The organism is Piscinibacter sp. PDB1-1 (assembly GCF_056675995.1).
In genome coordinates this window covers 1,204,618-1,230,382 of the sequence record NZ_JBWVZJ010000001.1, presented here as the reverse complement: position 1 = coordinate 1,230,382, position 25,765 = coordinate 1,204,618, and the positions used below count along the sequence as shown (strand labels likewise).

Here is a 25,765-nt window from a genome sequence, read left to right as displayed (position 1 = left end):
GACGATGAACTACCTGAAGGACTCGAACGTTCTCGTACTGGGGCTCGGTGAATCGGGCCTTGCGATGGCGCGCTGGTGCGCAGGCCATGGCGCGAACGTGCGCGTGTGGGATTCGCGCGAGCAGGCGCCGCATGACGCCGCCCTTGCCGAGCATGTGCCGCAGGCCCGGCGCCTGCATGGCGATCTGCCGGCCGATGTGCTGAATGGCGTGCAGCTCGTGCTCAAGAGCCCCGGGCTCGCGCCCGCCGACGAGCGCATCGCGCCCACGCTCGCGCTCGCGCGTGACACCGGCGTGCCGGTGCAGGGCGAACTCGATCTCTTCGCCCGTGCCCTGGCCGACCTGAAGGCCGAGCGCGGCTACGCGCCCAAGGTGATTGCGATCACCGGCACCAACGGCAAGACCACGACCACGTCGATGACCGCGCAGCTCGTCGAGCGCGCCGACCGCCGTGTGGCGGTGGCCGGCAACATCGGCCCGACCATGCTTCAGACGCTGGCCGAGGCGCTGGCGGCCGAGCCCGAGGCCGAGGTGGATGAGGCTCTTGCCGAAGCAGCTGCCGCTGACGCTGCAGAAGAGCGCGTCGAGCCGTCCGAGGCGCGTGCCGACTCTGCCGACGCGGTGCCCGAGGCGCCCGTGCTTGAGCCGCCCGCACCGGTCGACGACGATGAGATCGCCGCCGAATCGGAGCAACTCGCCGCGCAAGAGATCCCGGCCGATGCCGAAGCGAAGGTCGAAGCGGCTGCGCAGGCTGCCGTCGAGGTCGAAACCTCGCCGGCCGAAGACGACACCGCCGGCGGTGGCCCACCGCCCCACCTGATCCCGCCGCCCCCGCCGGGCCCGGTGTTCGAGGCGCTGCCCGAGGTCTGGGTGCTGGAGTTGTCCAGCTTTCAGCTCGATGGCGTGCAGGGCTTCGAACCCAGCGCGGCCGCGGTGCTCAATGTCACGCAGGATCACCTCGACTGGCACGGCAGCATGGCGTCGTATGCCGAAGCCAAGGCGCGCATCTACGGCAAGGACGCCGTGATGGTCGTCAACCACGATGATGCGGCGGTCGAGAAGATGATCCCGCCGCCCGTTCCCGGCAAGGGGCGTTTCGCCAAGCCGGTCGAGCGGCGTGTCGTGCGATTCGGTCTCGACGCCCCGCAGCACCCGGGCGATTTCGGCCTGCTGGTGGAGAACGGCATCGCCTGGTTGGTGCGGGCCATGGAGTCCGACGAGACCATCAAGAAGCCGAAGAAGGGTGCAGTCGTCGAGCCCGAAGACCTGCACATCCAGCGCCTGATGCCGGCCGACGCACTGCGCGTGCGCGGCCGCCACAACGCCGCCAACGCACTGGCCGCGCTCGCGCTGGCCACTGCCGTGGGCTGCCCGCTCGCACCCATGCTGCACGGCCTGCGCGAGTACGCCGGCGAGCCGCACCGCGTGGCGTTCGTCGCCGTGGTGAACGGCGTCGAGGCGTACGACGACAGCAAGGGCACGAACGTGGGCGCGACCGTGGCGGCGCTCAACGGGCTGGGCGATGACAAGGCGCCGAGCAAGCTGGTCGTCATTCTCGGTGGCGACGGCAAGGGGCAGGATTTCGCGCCACTCGCCGCACCGGTGCAAAGGCATGCCCGCGCGGTGGCCACCATCGGCCGCGACGCCGAGGCCATCGAGCAGGCGCTGCGCGACACCGGCGTGGCCATGCAGCGCCACGAGACGCTGGAGGCTGCCACGCAGTGGGCCTTCCAGCGCGCGCATGCGGGGGACGCCGTGCTGCTCAGCCCGGCCTGCGCCAGTCTCGACATGTTCCGCAACTACGCGCACCGCGCCGAGGTCTTCGTGGCCGAAGTGCAGGCCTTGGCGGCCTCCGGCGGGGAGGTGGTGTGAGCGAAGTCCTGAACCGCTTCGGGCTGGCCGCGCTGAAGGAGCGCATCGCCTCGCTGCGCAACCGCGGCGGTTCGTCGACGCACGTTCCCATCCGCGACTGGACGGGCGCGACCGGCCAACCCTCCCGGCTGCAGGGCTTCGACCAGACGCTGATCTGGATGGTGGTGGCCTTGCTCGCACTCGGGCTGGTGATGGTCTATTCGGCCTCGGTTGCACTGCCCGACAACCCCAAGTTCGCGCGCTACGCGCAGACCCACTTTCTGGTGCGCCACGCGGTGTCGATCGTGGTGGGGCTGGTGGCCGCGGTGGTGATGGTGCAGGTGCCGGTGAGCGTGTGGGAGAAGAGCGCGCCATGGGTGTTCGTTGCGGCCCTGCTGCTGCTGGTGCTGGTGCTGATCCCCGGCATCGGCAAGGGCGTGAACGGCGCGCGCCGCTGGATCACGCTGGGCTTCACCAACTTCCAGCCCTCCGAACTCGCCAAGCTCGCGATCGCGCTGTACGCCGCCAACTACATGGTGCGCAAGATGGACGTGAAAGAAAACTTCTTCCGCGCCGTGATGCCGATGGCGGTGAGCGTGGCTGTGGTGGGCCTGCTGTTGCTGGCCGAGCCCGACATGGGCGCCTTCATGGTGATCGCCACCATCGCGATGGGCATCCTGTTCCTCGGCGGCGTGAACGGGCGCATGTTCTTCCTGATCACGGCCGTGCTCGTCGGTGCGTTCGTGCTGATGATCAGCTTCAGCGAGTGGCGGCGCGAGCGCATCTTTGCGTACCTCAACCCCTGGGACGAGAAGTACACGCTCGGCAAGGCCTACCAGCTCTCGCACTCGCTGATCGCCTTCGGCCGCGGCGAGGTCTTCGGCCAGGGGCTGGGCGGCAGCGTGGAGAAGCTGCACTACCTGCCCGAGGCACACACCGACTTCCTGCTTGCCGTGATCGGCGAAGAGCTGGGCTTCATCGGCGTGGCGGCGGTGATCTTTGCCTTCTTCTGGCTGTCGCGCCGCGTCTTCCACATCGGCCGCCAGGCGGTGGCACTCGACCGCGTGTTCGCCGGGCTGTTCGCGCAGGGCATCGGCATCTGGATCGGCGGGCAGGCCTTCATCAACATGGGTGTGAACCTGGGCGTTCTGCCGACCAAGGGGCTCACGCTGCCGCTGATGAGCTTCGGCGGCTCGGGGATCCTGATGAACCTGGTGGCGCTGGCGATCGTGCTGCGGATCGATATCGAGAACCGGCAGTTGATGCGGGGGGGCAGGGCATGAGCGTGCGAGCCCTGGTGCGCGGCTTCGATACCTCAGCCCGAGCGGTTGGTGGCATGCCATGGCCATTGAATCCTCACTGTCCGCTCAGCCTGAGGTATCGAAGGCCCACTCCGAGCCTCGCATGCGGAGGCCGCACATGAGCGCGAAGCACCTCATCATCATGGCCGCCGGCACCGGGGGCCACGTGATCCCCGGCCTGGCCGTCGCCACCGAGATGCAAAAGCGCGGCTGGACCATCAGTTGGCTCGGCACCACGCATGGCATGGAGAACAAGCTCGTGCCGCCGTCGGGCATCCCGATGGACAACATCACCTTCAGCGGCTTGCGCGGCAAGGGCCTCGTGCACACGCTGACCGGTGGCTTTCGCCTGCTGCTCGCGTTCTGGGGCTGCCTGCAGATCATCCGCAAGCGCCGGGCGAAGGTGGTGCTGGGGATGGGCGGATATGTGTGCTTCCCCGGTGGCCTGATGGCTTCGCTGCTCGGCAAGCCGCTGATGCTGGTGAACGCCGACGCGGGCCTACTCATGAGCAACAAGAGCCTGCTGCCGGTGGCCGACAAGGTGGCCTTCGGATTCGACGGTGAAGCGGCGCACAAGGTGAAGCAGGGTGTGGTCACCGGCAACCCGGTGCGCGCAGAGATCGAGACCCTGCCGACGCCGTTGGAGCGCTTCGAACACCGCCGTGGCCCGCTGCGCCTGCTGGTGGTTGGCGGCAGCCTCGGCGCCAGCGCGCTCAACGACGCGTTGCCCAAGGCCATCGCGCTGCTGCCGGGCGCCGAACGCCCGTGGATCACGCACCAGACCGGCAACGCGCATTTCGACAAGGTGCGTGTCTCGTATGAACAGGCCCGGGTCAATGCCGAAGTGCTGCCCTTCATCGACAACATGAGCGAACGCCTGGCCGACTGCGATGTGATCGTCTGCCGCGCCGGTGCTGTGACGGTGAGCGAGCTGTGCGCCGCCGGTGTGGCCAGCGTGCTGGTGCCGCTGGTGGTGAGCACCACCAGCCACCAGCACGACAACGCGCAATGGATGGCGCGGCAGGGCGCAGCCATCCATCTGCCGCAGAACGAACTCACGCCGCAGCGCCTGGCCGAGATGCTGAAGGGCCTGACGCGCGAAGCGCTGCTCAACATGGCGACCAAGGCGCGCGCCTTGGCGCGGCCCCGCGCTGCCGCGCATGTGGCCGATGAGTTGGAAGGACTTGCGGCATGAAACACGCAGTCAAGCACATCCACTTCGTGGGCATCGGCGGTGCGGGCATGAGCGGCATTGCCGAGATCCTGCACAACCTCGGCTACGCGGTGTCGGGATCCGACCAGAGCGACAGCCCGACCTCGCGCCGGCTCGCCTCGCTGGGCATCAAGGTGTTCACCGGCCACGACGCGGCCCACATCGCCGGTGCCGAGGCGGTGGTGACTTCCACCGCCGTGAAGGCCGACAACCCGGAGGTGATTGCCGCCCGCGCCAAACGCGTGCCGGTGGTGCCGCGCGCGGTGATGCTGGCCGAGCTCATGCGCCTGAAGCAGGGAATCGCCATCGCCGGCACGCACGGCAAGACCACCACCACCTCGCTCGTGACCAGTGCGCTGGCCGAAGCGGGCCTGGACCCGACCTTCGTGATCGGCGGCAAGCTCAACGCGGCCGGTGCCAACTCGCGCCTGGGTTCGGGCGACTACATCGTGGTCGAGGCCGACGAGTCGGATGCGTCGTTCCTGAACCTGATGCCCATCCTGTCGGTCGTCACCAACATCGACGCCGACCACATGGACACTTACGGCCACGACCTCACGCGGCTGAAGGGTGCGTTCGTGGAGTTCCTGCACCGCATGCCCTTCTACGGCGCCGCGATCCTATGCGGCGACGACCCCGGCGTACGATCCATCATTCCGATGGTGTCTCGCCCCGTCATCACCTACGGCTTCGGCCCCGAGGCGCAAGTGCGAGCCGTGAATGTGCAGGCACTCGAAGGCGGCCAGATGCGCTTCACCGCCCAGCGCCGTAACGGCGTGGTGATGCCCGACATGGACATCACGCTCAACCTGCCCGGCGAGCACAACGTGCTCAACGCCCTGGCCGCTGTGGCCGTGGCGACGGAGCTTGAGTTGCCGGATGCGCCGGTGGTCAAGGCCTTGGGCGAGTTCCGCGGCGTGGGCCGCCGCTTCCAGCGCTACGGTGAACAGCGAGCGAGCGACGGTGGCACGTTCACGCTGATCGACGACTACGGCCACCACCCAGTCGAGATGGCCGCGGTGATCGCGGCGGCACGTGGTGCGTTCCCGGGGCGACGTCTGGTGATCGCCTTTCAGCCGCACCGCTACACCCGCACGCGCGATTGCTTCGAGGATTTCGTCAAGGTGATGGGCAGTGCCGATGCCGTGCTGCTCGGCGAGGTCTACGCGGCCGGCGAGGCACCCATCGTGGCGGCCGACGGCCGCTCGCTGGCGCGCGCGCTGCGCGTGGCGGGCAAGGTCGATCCGATCTTCGTGGACGAGATCGCGCAGATGCCTTCTGTGATCGCCGAGCAGGCGCGCGATGGCGACGTCGTGATCGCCATGGGCGCCGGCACGATCGGCGCGGTGGCCGGGCAGGTGGCGGAGTTGTTGAAGGAAGCGCCATGAACGAGTCCGAGCGCCGGGCCGTCCCAAGCCGGACGAGATCCCCCCGGGGGATCGTGAGCGGTATTTCCGCGAACGAGGGGCAGACATGACCATCGATGTGAAGAGCCTTGGCAAAGTGGCCGTGCTGATGGGCGGCACGTCGGCCGAGCGCGACGTGTCGCTGATGTCGGGCGAAGGCGTGCTGGCCGCCTTGCAATCGAAGGGCGTCAACGCCCACGCGTTCGACCCTGCCAACCAGGTGCTGGCCGAACTCAAGAAGCAAGGCTTTGCGCGCTGCTTCATCGCGCTGCATGGCCGTCACGGCGAAGACGGCACCGTGCAGGGCGCGCTGGAGCTGCTCGGCATCCCTTACACCGGCTCGGGCGTGATGGCGTCGAGCATCGCCATGGACAAGGTCATGACCAAGCGCCTGTGGCTGGCCGATGGCCTGCCCACGCCGCGCTACGTGTGCCTGCCGTCCGACCAGCAATCGCGCGAGCAGGTTCGCGCCGTCCCGGACGAGATCGGCCTGCCGCTGATCGTGAAGCCGCCGCACGAGGGCTCGTCCATCGGCGTGAGCAAGGTGCAGGGCTACTCCGACATGGCCGAGGCCGTGGCGCTGGCCGCCAGGTACGACCACGAGGTGTTGTGCGAGGAGTTCATCGACGGCGAGGAAGTGACCTGCCCGGTGCTGGGCCAGGGCGCCGATGCCCGCGCCTTGCCCGTGGTGCGCATCGCCGCGCCCGAAGGGGCCTACGATTACCAGAACAAGTACTTCACCGACGTCGTGAAGTACCACGTACCCAGCGGGCTGCCCGCGGCCGAAGAGGCCGAGATCCAGCGCATCGTTGTGGCCGCCTACCGCTCGCTCGGCTGCCGTGGCTGGGGGCGCGCCGACCTGATGATCCGCAAGAGCGACCGCAAGGCGTTCCTGCTGGAGATGAACACCTCGCCGGGCATGACGTCGCATTCGCTGGTGCCCAAGTCGGCCGCCGCAAGCGGCATGCCCTACGAAGACCTGTGCCTGCACCTGCTGGCCAGCGCGGCGCTCGACTCCGCGCCCAGGAAGGCCTGACGGACCCACCATGCGCGCCCAGGCTGCCCTCCGCGACCCACTGGCCAACGCCTTGCCGGCCGAGGTGCGCCTGCTCAATGTGACGGCGTCGATGCTGTACGTGGTCGGCGCGCTGCTGATGGTGGCGCTCGCGCTGATGTGGCTGATGCGCCAGCCGGTGTTCAACATCCGCGCGGTCAAGGTGGAGGGCGAGGTGGCACGCAACAGCGTCTCGACCATCCGCGCGAATGCGATGCCGCAACTCGCCGGCAACTACTTCACGATCGACCTCGGCCGTGCCCAACGCGCGTTCGAGGGCGTGCCCTGGGTGCGCCATGCGGTCGTGCGGCGCGTGTGGCCGAACCGCCTGGACGTGCAACTCGAAGAGCATCGCCCGGCTGCGCTGTGGCTGATGAAGGACGGCGACGACCAACTCGTCAACCAGCAGGGCGAGGTCTTCCAGGCCAACCTCGGCGATGTCGAAGACGAAGACCTGCCCACGCTGCAGGGGCCCGACGGCAGTGCGGCCGAGGTGCTGGCCATGTACCAGAAGCTCGCGCCGGTCTTCAAGACCTTGGACATGAACATCGACACCCTGAGCATGAGCGGGCGAGGGTCCTGGCATGCCGAGTTCGACAGTGGCGCCGAGATCGAACTCGGCCGCGGCAATGAAGACGAGATGGTGGCGCGCAGCCAGCGGTTCGTGAGCACGGTGACGCAGGTGATCGAGCGTTACCAACGCCCCCTGGTCTACGCCGACCTGCGGCACAACGAGGGATACGCGGTGCGCCTCAAAGGCATCACGACAGCGCTGCCGGTGACACCCGGCAAGAAGAACTGAGGAAAGAGATGGCCAAGGAATACAAGGATCTGGTGGTTGGCCTGGACATCGGCACCGCGAAGGTCATGGCGGTGGTGGCCGAGGTGCTGCCCGATGGCGAGCTGCGTGTCGCCGGGCTGGGCATCGCGTCGGCACATGGCCTGAAGCGCGGCGTGGTGGTGAACATCGACGCCACGGTGCAGAGCATCCAGCAGGCGCTGAAAGAGGCCGAGATGATGGCCGACTGCAAGATCACCCGCGTCTACACCGGCATCACCGGCAGCCACATCCGCGGGCAGAACAGCACCGGCATGGTGATCGTGCGCGACAAGGAAGTCACGCCGGTCGACGTGACCCGCGTGGTCGAGACCGCCAAGGCGATCAACATCCCCAACGACCAGCGGCTGCTGCTGGTCGAGCCGCAAGAGTTCGTGATCGACGGTCACGAGGTCAAGGAGCCCATCGGCATGAGCGGCGGGCGGCTCGAGGTGAAGGTGCACATCGTGACCGGCGCGCAGAGCGCGGCCGAGAACATCGTGAAGTGCGTGCGCCGTTGCGGGCTGGAAGTGGATCAGCTCGTGCTCAACCCGAGCGCGAGCAGCCATGCCGTGCTCACCGACGACGAGAAGGACCTGGGCGTGGCGCTCGTCGACATCGGTGCTGGCACGACCGACGTGGCCATCTTCACCGACGGCGCGATCCGCCACACCGCGGTGATCCCGATTGCGGGCGACCTGATCACGAGCGACATCGCGATGGCGCTGCGCACGCCCACCAAGGACGCCGAAGAGATCAAGGTCGAATATGGGGTTGCCAAGCAACTGCTGGCCGACCCGAGCGAGCAGCTCGAGGTGCCAGGCCTGGGCGACCGCTCGCCGCGCATGCTGAGCCGCCAGGCGCTGGCCGGCGTGATCGAGCCGCGCGTGGAAGAGATCTTTTCTCTCGTGCACCAGGTGATCCGCGACAGCGGCTACGAAGAGCTGCTGTCCAGCGGCATCGTGCTCACGGGCGGCGCGGCGGTGATGCCGGGCATGGTCGAACTCGGCGAAGACATCTTTCTGAAGCCGGTGCGCAAGGGCATCCCCACGTACCACGGCTCACTGCACGACATGGTGGCGAGCCCGCGCTCGGCCACGGTGATGGGCTTGCTCGAAGAGGCGCGCCTCGGACGCGCCCGCGGCATCAAGGCCGCTCAGCAGGCAGGGTCGGTCAAAACACTGTTCGGGCGAGCCAAGGACTGGTTCCTCGGCAACTTCTAGAACACAGGGAGCTCACATGAATCGCCAACCACAGATCAACGATCGTCTCCAACGGGCGGGCCACCTGGGCCACGGCCCACCGGGCGCCTGGCCACCTCAGACCGCAGGCCCACGAGAGGGCGCAAGCACTGCGGCACATCAAGAAAAGACGAATCTTTCAACACTCACGGCAACTGCAAAAGATTGGAGTTCAACATGGCAATCGAAATGATCGAAGAGTTCGACCTCGGCACCCAGATCAAGGTGATCGGCGTGGGCGGTGGCGGCGGCAATGCCGTCGATCACATGATTTCGCAAGGCGTTCAAGGCGTGGAATTCGTCTGCGCCAACACCGACGCCCAGGCGCTCAACCGCTCGAGTGCGCACCACCTGATCCAGCTCGGCTGCACCGGACTGGGCGCTGGCGCCAAGCCGGAAGCCGGCCGCGCTGCCGCTGAAGAAGCGGTCGACCGCATCCGCGAATCGATCAAGGGCTCGAACATGCTCTTCATCACCGCCGGCATGGGCGGCGGCACCGGCACCGGCGCTGCACCGGTGATCGCGCGCGTGGCCAAGGAGATGGGCATCCTGACCGTGGGCGTGGTGACCAAGCCCTTCGACTTCGAAGGCGGCCGCCGCATGAAGGCCGCAGACGCCGGCGTGGCCGAACTCGAAGCGAACGTCGACTCGCTGATCGTGATCCTGAACGACAAGCTGCTCGACGTGCTGGGCGACGACGTGACGCAGGACCAGGCCTTCGCGCACGCGAATGACGTGCTGAAGAACGCCGTGGGCGGCATCAGCGACATCATCCACGTGCCTGGACTTGTGAACGTCGACTTTGAAGACGTCAAGACCGTGATGAGCGAGCCCGGCAAGGCCATGATGGGCACCGCCATCGCCACCGGCCCGGACCGCGCCACCAAGGCCGCCGAGTCGGCCGTGGCCTGCCCGCTGCTCGAAGGCATCGACCTCTCCGGCGCGCGTGGCGTGCTGGTGCTGATTGCCGCCGGGCGCAGCACCTTCAAGCTGAGCGAGAGCCGCAACGCGATGAACACCATCCGCCGTTACGCCGCCGACGATGCGCACGTGATCTACGGCACCGCCTACGACGAAAGCCTGGGCGACCAACTGCGCGTGACGGTGATCGCCACCGGCCTGTCGCCGGCCAAGCGCCAGCAACAGGCCCCGATGACCGTGGTGCACAGCGCCGTGGCGCAACGCACGGGCACCGACAACATCCCGGTGCTGACGCAACCGGTGCACTCGGGCCCGTCCGGCCACGACTACACCCAGATGACGGTGCCGAGCGTGTGGCGCAATGGCCGCACGGCGGCAGCGAAGGTGGATGCGCTGGCGTCGAACGGGATGGACGAGATCGAGATCCCGGCGTTCCTTCGCAAGCAAGCAGACTGACCCCCGCGCAGCGGCTGCGCGGGCCGATCTGCGCCTGGAGGTGCTCGCCGTACGCCTGTACGGCTGCGCTCCTGCAGGCGCACCTCGCCCCGCTCGCTGCGCCGCCCGGGCGGTCAGTCGGCCGCTATGGCGGCAGTAGGTAATCGCAAATCACGGGGAAACCCGTGGCTCCTAAAATGGCGGCCATGCTTGCTCAACGCACCTTGAAGTCGATCACCCGCGCGGTGGGCGTGGGCGTGCACGGCGGCCAGCGGGTCGAGTTGACCCTGCGGCCCGCTGCGGCCGACAGCGGGATCACCTTCCGTCGGGTCGACCTGCCGGTGCCGGTCGATATCCCGGTGAACCCGCTGGCGGTGTGCGACACGCGCATGGCCACGACCATCTCGCCGCAGGGCGACCCGGGTGCGCCCAAGGTCAACACCATCGAGCACCTGCTGTCGGCCTGCGCTGGCTTGGGCCTGGACAACCTGACCATCGACATCACGAACGAAGAGGTGCCGATCCTCGACGGCTCGGCGGCATCGTTCGTGTATCTGCTGCAGAGTGCAGGGATCGAAGTGCAGAAGGCCCCCAAGCGCTTCGTGCGCATCAAGAGGGCGGTGGAGGTGCGAGAGGGCGAGGGCAACACGCTGAAGTGGGCGCGCCTGGAGCCCTTCGATGGCTACAAGCTCACCTTCGAGATCGACTTCAACCACCCGGCCGTCAATCAGACCGGGCAGCAGTTCAGCTTCGACATGGGATCGGGCCAGTACAAACGCGACATTGCGCGCGCCCGCACCTTCGGCTTCACGAAAGACGTGGAGATGATGCGTTCGCGCGGCCTGGGCCTCGGTGGCAGCATGGACAACGTGATCGTGGTCGACGACTACCGCGTGCTCAACCACGACGGCCTGCGCTACGACGACGAGTTCGTGAAGCACAAGATCCTCGACGCCATCGGCGACATGCATGTGCTCGGCCACCCGCTGATCGCCGGTTACGTGGGGTTCAAGTCCGGCCACGCGCTGAACAACAAGCTCCTGCGTGCCTTGCTGGCCGACGAGAGCGCCTACGACATCGTCACCTTCGACGACGAACGCAAGGCCCCGGCCGGGTTGGCCGAGTTGGCTCCGGCCTGGTAACCCGGGCCACAATAGTAAGCACTTCTTTTCCATCGGGCGCATGCCCGATGCCTGCCGCTCGCGGGCAGTGTTAACGTTCGCCCGTTTGCTCTTTCGCTCGTTTGCTCGTTTGCCCGAACCTGCCCGAACCCCCTTCGCATGCTCATCTTCACGTGGATTATGCTCGGCCTGGCCATCGCCCTGCTACTCGGCAGCGGCGTGTGCTGGGGCCTCTTCATCGCACTCGACAACTCTGATTGGCGCCGCCTGGGCGTCAAGGTGTTCCGCATCTCGATGGTGTTCCTGCTGCTCTACATCAACGTGCAGATCTACGGGCACGTGTTCGGCGTGCTCGGTGGCACCGAGAAGCCGGTGACCGAGGTGATCGAGGAGCTGGAAGAGGCGAGCTGACCGCATTCAAGCGCGGTCAGCGTGCACGCCGATGAACGGCGTGCGCGAGCCGGGGCGTCAACTCTCTTTGCGTAGCGACGGGAACAGGATCACGTCGCGGATGCTCGGGCTGTCGGTCAGCAGCATCATCAGGCGGTCGATCCCGATGCCGCAGCCGCCAGCGGGCGGCATGCCGTACTCCAGCGCGCGGATGAAGTCGGCGTCGTAGAACATCGCCTCCTCATCGCCAGCCTCCTTGTTCGCCGCCTGGGCGTGGAAGCGGGCGGCCTGGTCTTCGGCGTCGTTCAATTCCGAGAAGCCGTTGGCGTACTCGCGGCCCGTGATGAAGAGCTCGAAGCGCTCGGTGATCGCCGGGTTGGTATCGGAGGCGCGAGCCAGCGGCGAGACTTCGACCGGGTAGTCGATGATGTAGGTCGGGTCCCAGAGCTTCTCTTCCACCGCGGCCTCGAACAGGCCGAACTGCAGCTCGGGCAGCTTCCAGTGCGCCGGGGCTTCCTCGCCCAGCGCCTTGAGCCGTGCGCGGATCACCTCGGTGTCTTCAGCCTCGGCAACGCTCAGGCCCGCGTGCGCGACCAGGGAGTCGCGCACGGTCAGGCGCGCGAACGGCTTGTCGAGGTTGACCTCCTTGCCGGCGTAGGTGAGGACGGCCGATCCGGTGGCGCAGCGCGCGGCGTGGCGCAGCACCTGCTCGGTGAAGTCCATCAGGTCGTGGTGGTTCCAGTAGGCCGCGTAGAACTCCATCATCGTGAACTCCGGGTTGTGCCGGACGCTGATGCCTTCGTTGCGGAAGTTGCGGTTGACCTCGAACACCCGCTCGAACCCGCCCACCACCAGGCGCTTGAGGTACAGCTCGGGCGCGATGCGCAAGAACATGTCCTGGCCGAGCGCGTTGTGGTGCGTGACGAAAGGCTTGGCGTTGGCGCCACCCGGGATGGGGTGGAGCATGGGCGTCTCCACTTCGAGGAAGTGGTGCTCCACCATGAACTGTCGGATCGAGCTGATGGCCTTGCTGCGCGCGGCAAAGCGCACGCGAGCGTCGTCGTCGGTGATCAGATCGACGTAGCGCTGGCGGTATTTCTGCTCTTGGTCGGTCATGCCGTGGAACTTGTCCGGCAGCGGGCGCAGGCTCTTGGTGAGCAGGCGCAGCGTGGTCACGCGCACCGAGAGCTCGCCGGTCTTGGTCTTGAAGAGCGTGCCGACGGCGCCCAGGATGTCGCCCAGGTCCCAGTGCTTGAAGGCGTTGTAGACCTCTTCGCCCAGCGCGTCCTTGGTGACGAACAGCTGGATCCGGCCCGTGCTGTCTTGCAGCGTGCCGAAGCTCGCCTTGCCCATCACGCGCTTGAGCATCAGCCGGCCGGCCACGCTCACCTGCACGCCCTGCGGCTCCAGCGCCTCGTTGTCGAGCGCGCCGTACTTGCGGGTCAGTTCGACCGCGTGATCCTTGGGTTTGAAGTCGTTCGGGAAGGCCACGCCCTGTTTGCGGATCGCGGCGAGCTTTTCACGGCGTTCGGCGATGAGCTGGTTGTCGTCATGTTCCATGGCAGGGCAGGGCTTGTAGCGGTTGAGCGGAACCGGCGATTGTAGGTGTCCGCCCTAGAATCCTGGACCCATGAGGCATGCCCTGGATCAGCTGTATTTCATTGCGCTCGCGCTGATCAACGCCGTGCATGGCTGGCTGCCGTTCTTCATGCGGCCGCTGCTCTACCGGGCCTGCGGTTTCCAGATCGATCGCAGCGCCACGCTGCAGGGCGGCATCCGCTTCTTCCACGTAGGCCGACTGGCTGTAGGCGAGGGCTCGCTTGTCAACCGCGGCGTGTACCTCGACAACCGCGGCGGCATCACCATCGGGCGCAATGTCTCGATCGCGCACGATGCCAGGCTTTACACGATGGGGCACGACCCACACGACCCCACCTTCGCCACCAAGGCGGCGCCGATCCGCATCGATGACCATGCCGTGGTGTTCGCCGGAGCCATGGTGATGCCCGGCGTGCACATCGGCCAAGCTGCGGTGGTGATGGCCGGCGCGGTGGTCACGAAAAGCGTGCCGCCCGGGCGCATGGTGGGCGGCAACCCGGCCGTGGATATCGGCGAGCGTGGCTGCGTGCCGGCCTACACGCTGAAGCGCCGATTCTGGTTTGCGCATTGAGCCCCGCTTGAACGACCGCATCGCCATCGTCGACCCGGGCTCCTTCGTTCTGCCCTACGACTACCAGTTGGTCAAGGCGCTCGCGGGGCGCGCCGATTTCTACGGATCGAGCACGCGCTACAACGCCGAGTTCCTCGACGCCATGCGCGAGCTGCCCGGCGTGGGCGTGACCGACCGAGCGATCTCAAGCAGCGTGGCGTCGCGTGCGCGGGGCGCCTGGGCTTACCTGAAGCTGCTGGCTACGCTGCTGTGGCGCTCTCGGCGCTATGCGGTCGTCAACCTGCAGTTCAGCGGCTTCTGGCCGGCGGAATGGCTGGTATTCGGCCTGCTGCTGCGCCGCAAGTTCGTATTCACGGTCCACAACGCGGTGCCGCATGGGTTCGAGCAGACGCAGCATGCCCCGACACGGCGGCTGGCGCAGCGTGCGCGTGGGCTGGTGTTCGTGAGTGCATCCACCCGCGACGATTTCATGCGGCGCTACGGCGATGTGTTTCGCGGCAAGTCGAGCGTGCTGCCGCATGGCCTCGCGCCTGTCACGCCGCAGGCGGGTGTCGTGCCCTACCGTGGGGGCGGTGCAGCGCCGCGATCGCTCGTGTTCTGGGGCCGCGTGCAAGGCTACAAAGGTGTGGAGCTGTTCGGCGACCTGGCGCGCGACGAAGATGTCCGCCAACGTGGCTTGACGCTCGCCATCTACGGCGCGTGGGCACCGAAACTGCGCGATCTGAAGCAGGAGCTGAGCGGTCTGGGGGTCGCCATTCACGACGGCTACCTGAGCCAGAGCGATTTGCTTGAGCTGCTCGCACGAGACGCTGTGTTTTTGCTGCCGTACCAGAACGCGTCGCAATCGGGCGCGCTGTACTCGCTGCTCAATCACGGGCGCTACTTCATCTGCAGCGACGTGGGCGACCTGGGAGCCTTCATGCGCCGCCACGGTCTGCAGGGCTTGCTGCTGCGCGACCGCAGCGCCACATCGGTCCTTGCCTGCCTTGACTATTTGCAGACTCACCACGAGGCCGTTACCGAAGCCCTCAACCGTGCCCAGGCTGCCTTGCGCTGGGATCGTCTGCTGGCCGAATCAGGCGCGGCCGATCGCCCTCCGTAGGGGCGCGGCCCAGAGTCTGGGTGCGACAATCGCCGACCGGCTGGCCCTGCGCGCGCGGGGCGGCTTCTCCATCACATCGGGCATGAAAAAGATCATCAAGGCCGCCTTGGCCAGCGCCGGCCTGGAACTCAGCCGCACGGCCGACCACGACGCCGCCCTGACCGACCTGTCGACCGACGACCGCGAGATCGTCGCGCGTGTCGCTCCCTTCACGATGACCGGCCTGGAGCGCCGCGCCAGCCTGCTGGGTGCCGTCGACCACATCGTGAAGCACGGCATCGCGGGCGACATCGTCGAGTGCGGCGTGTGGCGCGGCGGCAGCATGATGGCCATCGCGCTCGCGCTGATGGCGCGCGGTGATACCTCGCGCCACCTCTATCTGTACGACACCTTCCAGGGCATGAGCGAGCCCACCGACGAAGACAAGAGCGTCGACGGCGTCTCGGCTCAGGAGCAGCTCGCTCGAACGACCCGCGACGCCAACGTGTGGGCGGTGGCCGGCCTGGATGACGTGAAGGCCAATCTCGCTTCGACCGGCTACCCCGCCGAGCGCATCCACTACGTGCAGGGCAAGGTGGAAGACACCCTCCCCGCCACACTGCCCGAGCGTGTTGCATTGCTGCGGCTCGACACCGACTGGTACGAATCCACGCGCCATGAGTTGCAGCACCTCTACCCGCTGCTCTCGCGCCACGGCGTGATGATCATCGACGACTACGGCCACTGGCAGGGCGCGCGCCAGGCGGTGGACGAGTACTTTGCCGGCAGCGTCGAGCCGGTCTTCCTGCACCGCGTGGACTACACCGCGCGCCTGATGGTCAAGCATTGAGCATGACGGCCGCTCCCCGGCTGCTGCACACCTTGCCTGCGGTGTACGCCGCCGCGGCGGTGCGGTTGCTGATGCCGTTGCTGGTGTTGCCTCTGATGGCCACGCGCGTCGGTGCCGACGAGTTCGGCCGCCTGAGCTTCGTGCTGGTGTGGGCCAGCCTGCTGTCGATGGTTGTCGAAGGCGGTTTCCTCGCCGCCGCCACGCGCCTGGCCGTGAACGCAGACGCGCCGCGTCGACGCCAGATCGCCCAACAGGTGTTCACGGCACGTTGCGTGCTCTGCGTGCCCGCAGTGCTGCTCGCAGGCGTGGCGGTGGCGCTTGCTGGGCAGCCTGGCCACGCCCGGGCCGACACGCTGGCGATCGCCGCCTTGTCCTGCGCGCTAGGCTGGCCCGCCACCTGGTACCTGCAGGCCACGCAGCAACTCAACCGCTGGGCACGCATCGAGTTCGTCGTGTATGCCTTGCTGATCTGCGCGTGCTGGGCCTTCGCGCACAGCGTGCAGGCTTACCTGCTGCTGCAGGTGCTGGCTTCTGCCGCGCTCGCGCTGCTGGGCTGGCACTGGCTGCGCCGCGACCTCGGCCCGCAGCCGCTGTGGACGCGGGCGGAGCTAAGCGCCGGCCTGCGACTGGGCTGGACGATGATGCCGGTCTCCATCGCTGGCGCGGCGTACTCGTACGCCTTGCCGGCCGCGGCTTCGCTGCAAATGGGCAAGGCGGAGTTGGGCACGTACTTCATGGCCGATCGCCTCGTGCGCGCGGTGCTCAACGCCGCCGAGCCGGTGTTCGCCGTGGTGTACCCGCGCATCGTCGGTGCTTTCCAGCGCGGTGCGAGATCGGCGCTGCGCTATGCCGCTGGCTGGGGGCTGGGTGGCGTGCTGGCAGGCGGGCTGTTGCTCGCGGCCGGGTACCTTTGCTGGCCGTGGATCGAACCACTGGTATTGCGGGGGGGCGGCGCGGGAGGGCTGGACCTGGCCCATCTGCGTGCCACCATGGCCATCCTCGGCCTCATGCTGCCGCTGTTGCTGGGCTGGAAATTCATCGGCTACTGGATGCTCGGCAGCACACGCTACGACCGTGCCTACAGGGCCTGCGTGGTGGTGGGCGGCGTCGCCGGCGTGATCGGTGCGGCCACGTGGGGTGGGGCGGCAGGTGCCACCGGCCTGGCCTGGGTGGCGATCGGTGTGGAGCTGCTGGTGATCGCTGTGGCGCTCGGTGGTGCCTGGTTCACCGAACGCGCGCGGCGCTGAAGACTAACAAGACGAGAGCAAGCCCCTTGGGTATCGACATCCACAACCTCAACCTGCTCGCCCACGCGCAAGACCTGGGCGTGAGCTTCGGGCGCACGCTGGCGATCGGCCGGCAGGCGCTGTTCATCGAGCCCTTCGAGCTCGAAGACCATCGCCGCCTGCGCGGCCTGCCGACCTTGAATGAGCCGGCACGTGCGGCCGGTGCGCCGCGCTACTTCGAGCCGCTGATGCAGCAGTGGCTGGTCGCACGTGAGGCGGAGTCCGTCGATGCTTCGTCGTACGAGCAGGCCACGCACATCCATGACATGAACCTGCCTTGGCCCGAGGCCAGCGAACAGCGAGGCGCCTTCGACGCGGTGCTCGATTTCGGTTGTCTGGAGCACGTCTTCAACTTCCCCGTGGCCTGGCGCAACTGCGTCGACCTGTGCCGCGTGGGCGGGCACATCCTGCATTCGCTGCCGGCCAACAACCTGTCGGGCCACGGCTTCTACCAGTTCTCGCCCGAGCTCTTCTTCAACCTCTATCAAGAGAAGAACGGCTTCGAGATGCGCGGGCTCTACTTCGCGATGAAGGGCGATCGCCTGCACTGGTGGCGGGTGGCCAACCCGATGGACGTGAAGCGCCGCGTCAACCTGTGCAACAGCCACGAGGTCTACATGCTGGTGGTGGCGCGCAAGCTGCGCGAAGTGGGCCCGCTGCCCGCGCCGCAGCAGTCTGATTACGCGCAGGCCGAGTGGCTGAGCGGGCCCTCAGCGGCCAACGCCCCGGTGGCGCCGAGCGCCCGGCAATCGTGGGTGCACCGCTTCGCGCAATGGGGCTGGATCGACGCGCTGCGCGCCGGCCGCGAGCGCCTGCGCGCCGTGCAGCGCAGCGGGCTCAGCCTGCCGGCGCCCGATTACCAGCGTGTCGATGTGCACGCGTTGATCCGCAAGCCAGGATGAACCGGCCCATCCGCGTGTTGCTGCTGTGCGACCGCCTCGACATCGCGGGCGGCGTGGAGCGCTTTGTCTGCGCCATGGCCAACCACCTGTCGCGCGAGGGCATGGAGGTGGCCGTGGGCAGCGTCTCCACACGCCGCGCCAACGTGCGCTACCCGCTCGACTCAAGCGTGCGTGTGCTGACCGGCGAGGAAGGGCGCTTGTTTGCCGACACCGGCAAGGCCGCATCCACGCTCGGCCGCTCCTGGCGCATGCTTCGCGCGCAGTGGCGCATCGGTCGGTCGCTGGGCCGTCTGATCCGCACCCACCAGCCCGACGTGGTGGTGCTCAATGGACTGACCACCGCCTGCTCGGTGCTGGCGCTCGACCGCCGCTACGCTGCGCGCAGCATCTGCTGCGACCACAACCACTTCAGCGCCCGCTCGCGACTGTGGCAGCGCTTGCGCCAGTGGCTTTACCCCCAGGTGGGCGCCGTCGTCAGCTTGACCGAGACCGATGCACCGCGCTTTCGCGCCCTCAACCCGCGCACCCGGGTGATCTACAACGCGGCCTCGTTGCGTGCCGATGTGCCGGCGTTGCCCGACAACGCCATCGTGCTGGCTGTGGGCCGGCATGTGGCGCAAAAGGGGATCGATCTGCTTCTGAGAGCCTGGGTGCTCGTGGCGGCGCGCGTGCCCCTGGTGCGCCTGCGCATCGTGGGCGACGGGCCCTTGCGCGCCGAACACGAGCGCGCGGCGCAGTCGCTAGGCGTGGCTGGCCGGGTCGAGTGGCTGGAGCCCACCGCCGACATCGAGCGCCACTACCGCGAGGCCGCGGTGTTCGTGCTCTCGTCGCGCTACGAGGGCATGCCGATCGCGCTGCTCGAAGCGCAGGCACTGGGCGTGCCTGCGGTGGCCTTCGATTGCCCCACCGGGCCGAGCGAAATCCTCACCCCCCAAACCGGCCGGCTCGTGCCCGCGGGCGACGTGAGCGCGCTGGCGGCCGCGATCATCGAGCTGCTGGCCTCACCTGCGCTGCGTGCGCAGATGGGCCCCGCAGCCATCGCCCGCAGCCGCGAGCTGTTCAGCCCACAGCAGCACGAGCAAGGCTGGGCTGCGCTGGTGCGCGACGTTGCGGTGGCCAACGCTTACGGGGTGGCGGCCCCATGAACGTCAGGCAGGTGTCGGTGATCGTGCCCTGCCGCAACGAGCGGCGCTACATCGAAGGCTTTTGCGCAAGCGTGATGCGCCAGCAGCTGCCGCCCGAGTGGCAGCTGCAGCTGGTGATAGCCGATGGGCAAAGCGATGACGGCACGCGCGAGTTGTTGGCCCGCATCGCCGAAGCCGACCCACGCGTGACCTGGATCGACAACCCCGCGCGCATCGTCTCGACTGGTCTCAATGCCGCACTGACACAGGCAAGCGGCGAAGCCATCGTGCGCATGGATGTCCACACCGAATACGCCGACGACTACATCGCCCAGTGCCTGGCCGTGCAAGCCGAGACCGGTGCCGACAACGTGGGCGGCCCGTGGCGGGCCGAGCCCGATGCGGGCGCCGGGCCGATGCAGCACGCGGTGGCGGCAGCCTTCCAGTCACGCTGGGTGGCGGGGGGGGCCTTGTCGCGCCAGCTCGACTACAACGGCCCGGCCGACACCGTGTACCTCGGAAGCTGGCCGCGCCAGACCTTCGAGCGCTTCGGCGGCTTCGACGAGCAACTCGTGCGCAACCAGGACGACGAGCACAACCTGCGCATCGTCAAAGGGGGAGGGCGCGTGTGGCAGTCCTCGCGCATCCGCAGCACCTACCGGCCGCGCGCCAGCCTGTCCCAAGTGTTTCGCCAGTACCAGCAATACGGCTACTGGAAGCCCTATGTGATGAGGAAGCATGGCCAGCCGGCCTCGCTTCGCCACCTGGTGCCGAGCGTGTTCGTGCTGGGGCTGCTTGGGGCGCTGCTGCTCGTGCCGCTGTCGGCCCGGCCTTTGATGGGGCTGGTTTCTGTCTACGCGCTGGCCGTGCTCGCGATGTCGACGAGCGCAGGTGCGGGCCAGCAGGCCGCCGTGCGGGCTCGCATCCCGGCGGTGATCGCGGCCTACCACCTCGGCTACGGCATCGGCTCGATCATCGGCTGGTGGGATGCCTTGCGCGGAGCCAGCGGACGCGCGCGCTACGGCCAGTTGACGCGATAGAGAAGGGCGCGCGATGAGTTCGTCCGACGAATCCCGAGAAGCCGGCCTGGTGCGCGAACGCTATGCTCGCCGCGAGCAAGGCGATGCGCGCTACAGCCTTCTCAACCCGAGCGCGTTGATGGCGTGGCAGGAGCGCCAGCGCGCGTTGCTTCGGCTGTTCACGCGGCTCGGTCGTGACGACCTGTCGCTCATCACCTTGCACGAGGTCGGCAGTGGCAGCGGTGGCAACCTGCTGGAGTTGCTGCAGATGGGGTTCGCGCCCGAACACCTCTCGGGCGTTGAGTTGCTTCCCGAGCGGCACGCCCAGGCGCGCGCGCGCTTGCCCGACTCGGTGCGCCTGCAACTCGGCGATGCACTGCAACTCGCGCCGCCATCCGCCAGCGCGGAGATCGTGATGCAGTCGACCGTGTTCTCGTCGCTGCTCGATGACGGCTTCCAGCGCCACTTGGCGCAGGCCATGTGGTCCGCCGTCAAGCCCGGCGGTGGCGTGCTCTGGTACGACTTCACCTACGACAACCCGCAAAACCCCGACGTGCGTGGCGTGCCGCTTGCGCGAGTTCGCGAGTTGTTCCCCCAAGGCCAAGTGCAAGCCCAGCGCATCACCCTCGCGCCGCCCATCTCGCGCAGGGTGTGCCGCCTGCACCCGGCGCTCTACACTGTCTTCAACACCGTGCCGCTTCTGCGGACGCACCTGCTGTGCTGGATCGCCAAGCGCTGAGCCCATGACCGACAAGCTCCCCTTTCTGCCCTTTGCGCTGCCCGACATCGGCGAAGAAGAGATCGCCGAGGTGGTCGATACCCTGCGCTCCGGCTGGGTGACCACCGGCCCCAAGACCAAGCGCTTCGAAGACGACTTCACCGCTTTCCTGGGTGATGCGAGCTTGCAATCGCTCGCCGTCAACTCCGCCACCGCTGGCCTGCACCTGGCGCTCGAAGCCAGCGGCATTGGCCCGGGCGACGAGGTCATCACCACCACCCACACCTTCACGGCCACCGCCGAGGTCGTGCGCTACCTGGGCGCCGACGTGGTGCTGGTGGATGTGGACGCGGCCACGCTGTGCATTGACATCGACGCCGTCGAGGCGGCGATCACGCCTCGCACCAAGGCCGTCATGCCGGTGCACTTCGGCGGGCGTGCGGCAGACATGCAGCGCTTGTTGCCGCTGGCGAAGAAGCACGGCCTGAAGGTGATCGAAGACGCCGCCCACGCCCTGCCCACCACCTGCGGTGGCCGGCTCGTCGGCACGCTGGAATCCGACGCGACGGTCTTCAGTTTCTACGCCAACAAGACCATCACCACCGGCGAAGGCGGCATGGTCGTGACGCGCGATGCCGAACTCGCCAAGCGGATGAAGGTGATGCGCCTGCACGGCATGAGCCGCGACGCCTTCGACCGCTTCACCGCCAAGGTGCCGAGCTGGTACTACGAGATCGTGGCGCCGGGCTTCAAGTACAACCTGACCGACATCGCGGCCGCACTTGGCCTGCATCAGCTCAAGCGGCTGGGAGCGTTTCAGAAGCGGCGCGAAGAGATCGCGGCGCAGTTCAACGCGGCCTTCGCCGATCTGCCGCTGATCACGCCACCACTGTCTGCACAGGGCGATGTGCACGCCTGGCATCTCTACGTGACGCGCCTCGCCGATGACGCAAGGGTCGACCGCGACACCTTCATCGAGCGCCTGTTCGCCGCTGGCATTGGCGTCAGCGTGCACTACATCCCGCTGCACCTGCAGCCCTATTGGCGGGAGCGCTATCGGCTTTCTCCCAATGACTTCCCGCAGTCGCAGAAGGCGTACGAACGCATGGCCACGTTGCCGCTGTACACGCGCATGAGCGACGCCGATGTGGCGCGCGTGATCGCGGCGGTTCGGGTCGCCCTCGCGTGATGCGATTGATGGCCAAGCGCGTGTTCGATCTGCTGCTGTCTGCGCTGGGGCTGGTGTTTTTGTCCCCCGTTCTCGTGGCCATCGCGGTCTGGATCAAGCTCGATTCGCCTGGGCCGGTGTTTTTTCGGCAGGAGAGGGTGGGTCGCTTCGGTGTGCCGTTTCGCATCCACAAGTTCCGCACCATGTTTCAGGGTAGCGATGGGGCGCAGATCACCGTGGAGCAAGATGCCCGCATCACCCGCGCCGGCTCGTTCCTTCGCCGCGCCAAGCTCGACGAACTGCCGCAGCTGATCGACGTGCTGCAAGGCGCGATGAGCCTGGTCGGCCCCCGGCCCGAAGTGCCACGCTACGTGGCGATGTACCCCGCCGCGCTTCGCGACAAGGTGCTCAGTGTTCGCCCGGGCATCACCGACATTGCCTCGCTCGAGTACCGCGACGAGGGCGAGCGCCTTGCGCGTGCCGCCGACCCCGAGCGTGAGTACGTCGAGGTGGTGATGCCCGCCAAGCTGATGCTCGCAGCCCAGTACGTCGACCAATCCTCATTGCGATTCGACATGCAACTCATCATGCGCACTGTGAACATTGTCTGGGGGCGCGGATGAGTACCGAACCCGTCAACGCCCAGCCGGGCATCTGGCATCGACTGGATCGCCTTCTCGCCCGCGTGCGGCCAAGGCGCAGGCCACTGTCTCTGATGATCGACGGCCTGGTGATTGCGGTCTGCTGGAACATCACCTATCTCTTCCGCCTTGGCTTCGAGCGCTGGCTGAGCGCGCGCCCGCACTACGACGGCCTCGTCATGCTGGGCGTGGTGGCGGTTTACCTTGTTGCCTTCGTGATTGGGCGCATCCCGCGCGGCATGTGGCGTTTCTCGGGCTTCGACGAGGTCAAGCGCCTGACCATCGCTTGCCTGGGGGCCGGCGCGGCTTGCGCCGTGATCGTCTCGATGGCCCACTTGCGCGAAGTGCCTCGCGCCGTGCTGGCCTTGCACCCTTTCATCGCGCTCATCGGCGTATGCGTGGTGCGGGTGGCCTACCGCATGGTCTACGAGCACGGCCGCTCACGCATCACGGGCGGTGATGCCGAGGTGCGACGCGCCCTAATTATGGGCGCAGGCGAAGCCGCGAAGCGCCTGCTCGCCACCATCCACCAACAAGGCTGGATCGTGATGGGGCTGCTCGATGATGACCCCGCCAAGCAGGGCGCGCGCATCGGTGGCGTGCCGGTGCTGGGCACGCTGGCCGACGTGGCACAGCCCGATGTGCATGCCGGCTCCACCCACGTGATCGTGGCCCTGCCGGGCGCCTCCGCAGCGCAACGCCGCAAGGCCGTGGACCTCGCGACGGCGACCCGCCTGCCCGTGCTGACCGTGCCCTCGGTGAGCGAGTTGCAAGACGGCTCCGCGCGCATCGAACGTGTTCGCAGCATCGAACCAGAAGATCTGCTCGGCCGCGAGCCGGTGGTTCTCGACGAGCCCGGCATCGCCGATCTGATCTCCGGCAAGACCGTGCTGGTGACCGGGGCCGGCGGGTCGATCGGCTCGGAGCTGTGCCGCCAGGTGTCGCGCTATGGCCCCTCGCGTCTCGTTCTGTTCGAGCTGAGCGAGTTGGCGCTGTACCAGATCGAGCAGCAACTCAGCGAGGTGCATCCACACCTGCCACTGGTGCGTCTGATCGGCGACGTGAAGAGCGCCGCGCAGATCGGCCACGCGTGCAACACCTACAAGCCACATCTGGTCTTCCACGCCGCCGCCTACAAGCACGTGCCGCTGATGGAAGACGAGAACGCCTGGATGGCGCTGCAGAACAACACGCTGGGCACCTGGAACGCCGCCAACGCTGCGGCGCAAGCGGGCGCCGAGCGGTTCGTGCTCATCTCCACCGACAAGGCGGTGAACCCGACCAATGTGATGGGCGCAAGCAAGCGGGCGGCGGAGATGGTGCTGTCGCATCTCTCTACGCGAGGCCACGCCGCCACATTCGCGGTCGTACGTTTCGGCAACGTGCTGGGCTCCAGCGGCAGCGTGATCCCGAAGTTCAAGGAGCAGATCGCCAGGGGTGGGCCGGTGACGGTGACGCACCCCGACATCACGCGCTACTTCATGACCATCCCCGAGGCGTCGCGCCTGGTGTTGCAGGCAGCTGCATTGGCCGAGAGCGGACAGGTCTACGTGCTCGACATGGGCGAGCCGGTGAAGATCGTGGATCTGGCGCGCGACTTGATCCGCATGTCGGGACATCGGCTCGACGAGATTCCCGTCGTTTTCAGTGGCCTCCGGCCCGGCGAAAAGCTCTACGAGGAGCTATTGGCGGATGCCGACGACACTCTGGCGTCGGCCCATCCGAGGCTTCGCATTGCACAGATCCATGAGCCAGCCGGCGATGCGTGGTTGGCCGACTTGCTGGCCTGGGTAGAGGGCATGGACGGCGCGCTCACCCCGCAGTCATGCCGAGCAACGCTCCAACGCTTCGTGCCCGAGTACCAGGCTCACTGAGATTGGAGTCTTCAGCGAGTGCGGCGGAACACCATCCAACGCGGTGTCCTGAAGCGAACGATGCTCGCGTAGAGCCACACGTAGACGCCCATGAAGCCGAACAAGAAGCAGGTCAGCACCCGCGTGTTGTTCCACCACAGCACCGCCGGGATTACGGAGGTCAGGCACAGGATCCAGAGGTAAGGCGAGGTTGCCGAGTTGCGGCGTGTGAGCCGTCGCTGTTCTGCGTTGTTCATCAACGTCCAGCGCACCAGCCGGCGATGGATCAAGGTGTGCAGGTGAATGCCGTCGGGCAGGCCGGTCGCCACGCCGCGCACGAACTTGCGGCGGTACATCGTGAAGACCGTCTCGAACACCGGATAGGCGCACAGCAGAAGAGGGCAGATCGGTGAGACGCTGGGGTTGCGATGAACCAGCAGGATGCCCAACTCGCCGAGCAGGAAGCCAATGAGATACGCGCCGCCATCGCCCAGGAAGATCAGGCCGGCAGGGAAGTTCCAGACGAAGAAGCCGAAGATGGCGCCAGCGGTGATGAGCGCGCTGGTGAAGATGAACGAATCATTCACCTGATAGGCCACGTAGGCAATGGCAAGCACCATCATCAACACGCACATCGAGGCGAGGCCGTTGAAGCCGTCGATGATGTTCGTGGCGTGCGTGATGCCGACGATGATGAAGAGCGTGAGCGCGAAGGCGAACGGCGCCCATTGCACAGCCGTTTCAAAGAGGGGGACTTGCGTGCGATCGACCACCCCGTCGAGCAGCCAGTATGCGAGGGTGGCGGACACGGCTGTGGCAATCAAGCGGCGGCGGGGCGAGACGTTCTTGGTGAGGTCTTCGGTAATGCCGACCAGAAAAACAGGCAGGCTGCAGACGACCAGCAACGCGAATGCATCGAGGTCGGTGCCTTGTGCAAGGGTCAGGTGACCGAGCCCAGCCGCCAGCGCCACCATGATCCCGATGCCACCGACGCGAGGAACTGGGCGCTTGTGAAATTTCTGAGGGCCGCTCAGATCGTGGTCGGCAAGGCGATTGATGCGGACGGCGGATCGGATGAGCAATGCGGTAGTGATCAGCGACGCGAGGAAACTTAAGATCAGAAAACTCATGGGGCTGCGTCGCTTTCAGATGCCGAACCGAACTTTTGTAAAGGTCAGACGACTGTGTCGAGAGGGACAAGATTC

General features: G+C 67.1%; 23 protein-coding genes. 21 read left to right on the top strand and 2 right to left on the bottom strand.

Annotated elements, in window-relative coordinates:
* The first annotated feature begins 4 nt into the window (after positions 1–4).
* From murD to AC1KAR_RS05560, 10 genes are all read left to right on the top strand, one after another.
* Positions 5–1,870, top strand: coding sequence for a UDP-N-acetylmuramoyl-L-alanine--D-glutamate ligase (murD, locus tag AC1KAR_RS05605; protein ID WP_480315368.1), 1,866 nt, complete (start codon positions 5–7; stop codon positions 1,868–1,870).
* A gap of 23 nt (positions 1,871–1,893) precedes the next feature.
* On the top strand, positions 1,894–3,132 hold the full coding sequence (ftsW, locus tag AC1KAR_RS05600; RefSeq protein WP_480317765.1) for a putative lipid II flippase FtsW: 1,239 nt from the start codon (positions 1,894–1,896) through the stop codon (positions 3,130–3,132).
* A 136-nt stretch (positions 3,133–3,268) separates the two neighbouring features.
* Positions 3,269–4,345: an undecaprenyldiphospho-muramoylpentapeptide beta-N-acetylglucosaminyltransferase gene (gene murG / locus AC1KAR_RS05595; protein WP_480315366.1), complete on the top strand. Its 1,077-nt coding sequence runs from the start codon at positions 3,269–3,271 to the stop codon at positions 4,343–4,345.
* Positions 4,342–5,751 carry a UDP-N-acetylmuramate--L-alanine ligase gene (gene murC, locus AC1KAR_RS05590; RefSeq protein WP_480315365.1) on the top strand — a complete coding sequence of 470 codons (1,410 nt, stop codon included), beginning with the start codon at positions 4,342–4,344 and terminating at the stop codon, positions 5,749–5,751. The genes murG and murC overlap by 4 nt, the downstream gene beginning before the upstream one ends.
* A gap of 85 nt (positions 5,752–5,836) precedes the next feature.
* On the top strand, positions 5,837–6,805 hold the full coding sequence (locus AC1KAR_RS05585) for a D-alanine--D-alanine ligase (protein WP_480315363.1): 969 nt from the start codon (positions 5,837–5,839) through the stop codon (positions 6,803–6,805).
* Positions 6,806–6,815: 10 nt separating this feature from the next.
* Positions 6,816–7,625 carry a cell division protein FtsQ/DivIB gene (locus tag AC1KAR_RS05580; protein WP_480315361.1) on the top strand — a complete coding sequence of 270 codons (810 nt, stop codon included), beginning with the start codon at positions 6,816–6,818 and terminating at the stop codon, positions 7,623–7,625.
* Between the two features lie 8 nt (positions 7,626–7,633).
* Complete coding sequence (gene ftsA, locus AC1KAR_RS05575) at positions 7,634–8,863, top strand: cell division protein FtsA (RefSeq protein ID WP_480315359.1); 1,230 nt, start codon at positions 7,634–7,636, stop codon at positions 8,861–8,863.
* Between the two features lie 195 nt (positions 8,864–9,058).
* Complete coding sequence (gene ftsZ / locus AC1KAR_RS05570) at positions 9,059–10,258, top strand: cell division protein FtsZ (protein ID WP_480315357.1); 1,200 nt, start codon at positions 9,059–9,061, stop codon at positions 10,256–10,258.
* Between the two features lie 185 nt (positions 10,259–10,443).
* Positions 10,444–11,379 (top strand): UDP-3-O-acyl-N-acetylglucosamine deacetylase, encoded by a 936-nt coding sequence (gene lpxC / locus AC1KAR_RS05565; protein WP_480315355.1) that lies wholly within the window; start codon positions 10,444–10,446, stop codon positions 11,377–11,379.
* Positions 11,380–11,517: 138 nt separating this feature from the next.
* Entirely contained in the window at positions 11,518–11,769 is a 252-nt protein-coding gene (locus AC1KAR_RS05560; protein WP_480315353.1) for a hypothetical protein, read from the top strand.
* Positions 11,770–11,826: 57 nt separating this feature from the next.
* Here AC1KAR_RS05560 and lysS read toward each other — a convergent pair whose 3' ends face one another.
* On the bottom strand, positions 11,827–13,308 hold the full coding sequence (lysS, locus tag AC1KAR_RS05555) for a lysine--tRNA ligase (protein ID WP_480315351.1): 1,482 nt from the start codon (positions 13,306–13,308) through the stop codon (positions 11,827–11,829).
* 70 nt (positions 13,309–13,378) lie between these two features.
* Here lysS and AC1KAR_RS05550 point away from each other — a divergent pair, with 70 nt between their 5' ends.
* The 11 genes from AC1KAR_RS05550 (at position 13,379) to AC1KAR_RS05500 (ending at position 24,581) form a co-directional block, all read left to right on the top strand.
* Positions 13,379–13,918: an acyltransferase gene (locus AC1KAR_RS05550; protein ID WP_480315349.1), complete on the top strand. Its 540-nt coding sequence runs from the start codon at positions 13,379–13,381 to the stop codon at positions 13,916–13,918.
* 7 nt (positions 13,919–13,925) lie between these two features.
* The gene (locus tag AC1KAR_RS05545; protein WP_480315347.1) at positions 13,926–15,020 is read left to right on the top strand and encodes a glycosyltransferase; all 1,095 of its coding nucleotides are present in this window, start codon (positions 13,926–13,928) and stop codon (positions 15,018–15,020) included.
* Positions 15,021–15,102: 82 nt separating this feature from the next.
* Positions 15,103–15,849: a TylF/MycF/NovP-related O-methyltransferase gene (locus AC1KAR_RS05540; RefSeq protein ID WP_480315345.1), complete on the top strand. Its 747-nt coding sequence runs from the start codon at positions 15,103–15,105 to the stop codon at positions 15,847–15,849.
* 2 nt (positions 15,850–15,851) lie between these two features.
* Positions 15,852–17,096, top strand: coding sequence for a lipopolysaccharide biosynthesis protein (locus AC1KAR_RS05535; RefSeq protein ID WP_480315343.1), 1,245 nt, complete (start codon positions 15,852–15,854; stop codon positions 17,094–17,096).
* 26 nt (positions 17,097–17,122) lie between these two features.
* Complete coding sequence (locus tag AC1KAR_RS05530) at positions 17,123–18,037, top strand: class I SAM-dependent methyltransferase (protein WP_480315341.1); 915 nt, start codon at positions 17,123–17,125, stop codon at positions 18,035–18,037.
* Entirely contained in the window at positions 18,034–19,182 is a 1,149-nt protein-coding gene (locus AC1KAR_RS05525; RefSeq protein WP_480315339.1) for a glycosyltransferase family 4 protein, read from the top strand. The genes AC1KAR_RS05530 and AC1KAR_RS05525 overlap by 4 nt, the downstream gene beginning before the upstream one ends.
* Entirely contained in the window at positions 19,179–20,201 is a 1,023-nt protein-coding gene (locus tag AC1KAR_RS05520; RefSeq protein WP_480315337.1) for a glycosyltransferase family 2 protein, read from the top strand. The genes AC1KAR_RS05525 and AC1KAR_RS05520 overlap by 4 nt, the downstream gene beginning before the upstream one ends.
* Positions 20,202–20,214: 13 nt before the next feature.
* Positions 20,215–20,919: a class I SAM-dependent methyltransferase gene (locus tag AC1KAR_RS05515; protein WP_480315335.1), complete on the top strand. Its 705-nt coding sequence runs from the start codon at positions 20,215–20,217 to the stop codon at positions 20,917–20,919.
* 4 nt (positions 20,920–20,923) lie between these two features.
* On the top strand, positions 20,924–22,087 hold the full coding sequence (locus AC1KAR_RS05510) for a DegT/DnrJ/EryC1/StrS family aminotransferase (protein ID WP_480315333.1): 1,164 nt from the start codon (positions 20,924–20,926) through the stop codon (positions 22,085–22,087).
* Positions 22,088–22,095: 8 nt separating this feature from the next.
* Positions 22,096–22,689, top strand: a complete 594-nt coding sequence (locus tag AC1KAR_RS05505) for a sugar transferase (RefSeq protein ID WP_480315331.1) — start codon at positions 22,096–22,098, stop codon at positions 22,687–22,689.
* On the top strand, positions 22,686–24,581 hold the full coding sequence (locus tag AC1KAR_RS05500; RefSeq protein WP_480315329.1) for a polysaccharide biosynthesis protein: 1,896 nt from the start codon (positions 22,686–22,688) through the stop codon (positions 24,579–24,581). The genes AC1KAR_RS05505 and AC1KAR_RS05500 overlap by 4 nt, the downstream gene beginning before the upstream one ends.
* Before the next feature lie 11 nt (positions 24,582–24,592).
* Here AC1KAR_RS05500 and AC1KAR_RS05495 read toward each other — a convergent pair whose 3' ends face one another.
* Positions 24,593–25,690 carry an MraY family glycosyltransferase gene (locus tag AC1KAR_RS05495; protein WP_480315327.1) on the bottom strand — a complete coding sequence of 366 codons (1,098 nt, stop codon included), beginning with the start codon at positions 25,688–25,690 and terminating at the stop codon, positions 24,593–24,595.
* Positions 25,691–25,765 lie beyond the last annotated feature (75 nt).

Coding starts and splice junctions, on each gene's coding strand:
- murD (WP_480315368.1), top strand. CDS start 5: ATGAACTACCTGAAGGACTCGAACGTTCTCGTACTGGGGCTCGGTGAA.
- murG (WP_480315366.1), top strand. CDS start 3,269: ATGAGCGCGAAGCACCTCATCATCATGGCCGCCGGCACCGGGGGCCAC.
- murC (WP_480315365.1), top strand. CDS start 4,342: ATGAAACACGCAGTCAAGCACATCCACTTCGTGGGCATCGGCGGTGCG.
- AC1KAR_RS05585 (WP_480315363.1), top strand. CDS start 5,837: ATGACCATCGATGTGAAGAGCCTTGGCAAAGTGGCCGTGCTGATGGGC.
- AC1KAR_RS05580 (WP_480315361.1), top strand. CDS start 6,816: ATGCGCGCCCAGGCTGCCCTCCGCGACCCACTGGCCAACGCCTTGCCG.
- ftsA (WP_480315359.1), top strand. CDS start 7,634: ATGGCCAAGGAATACAAGGATCTGGTGGTTGGCCTGGACATCGGCACC.
- ftsZ (WP_480315357.1), top strand. CDS start 9,059: ATGGCAATCGAAATGATCGAAGAGTTCGACCTCGGCACCCAGATCAAG.
- lpxC (WP_480315355.1), top strand. CDS start 10,444: ATGCTTGCTCAACGCACCTTGAAGTCGATCACCCGCGCGGTGGGCGTG.
- AC1KAR_RS05560 (WP_480315353.1), top strand. CDS start 11,518: ATGCTCATCTTCACGTGGATTATGCTCGGCCTGGCCATCGCCCTGCTA.
- lysS (WP_480315351.1), bottom strand. CDS start 13,308: ATGGAACATGACGACAACCAGCTCATCGCCGAACGCCGTGAAAAGCTC.
- AC1KAR_RS05550 (WP_480315349.1), top strand. CDS start 13,379: ATGAGGCATGCCCTGGATCAGCTGTATTTCATTGCGCTCGCGCTGATC.
- AC1KAR_RS05540 (WP_480315345.1), top strand. CDS start 15,103: ATGAAAAAGATCATCAAGGCCGCCTTGGCCAGCGCCGGCCTGGAACTC.
- AC1KAR_RS05535 (WP_480315343.1), top strand. CDS start 15,852: ATGACGGCCGCTCCCCGGCTGCTGCACACCTTGCCTGCGGTGTACGCC.
- AC1KAR_RS05525 (WP_480315339.1), top strand. CDS start 18,034: ATGAACCGGCCCATCCGCGTGTTGCTGCTGTGCGACCGCCTCGACATC.
- AC1KAR_RS05520 (WP_480315337.1), top strand. CDS start 19,179: ATGAACGTCAGGCAGGTGTCGGTGATCGTGCCCTGCCGCAACGAGCGG.
- AC1KAR_RS05515 (WP_480315335.1), top strand. CDS start 20,215: ATGAGTTCGTCCGACGAATCCCGAGAAGCCGGCCTGGTGCGCGAACGC.
- AC1KAR_RS05510 (WP_480315333.1), top strand. CDS start 20,924: ATGACCGACAAGCTCCCCTTTCTGCCCTTTGCGCTGCCCGACATCGGC.
- AC1KAR_RS05505 (WP_480315331.1), top strand. CDS start 22,096: ATGGCCAAGCGCGTGTTCGATCTGCTGCTGTCTGCGCTGGGGCTGGTG.
- AC1KAR_RS05500 (WP_480315329.1), top strand. CDS start 22,686: ATGAGTACCGAACCCGTCAACGCCCAGCCGGGCATCTGGCATCGACTG.
- AC1KAR_RS05495 (WP_480315327.1), bottom strand. CDS start 25,690: ATGAGTTTTCTGATCTTAAGTTTCCTCGCGTCGCTGATCACTACCGCA.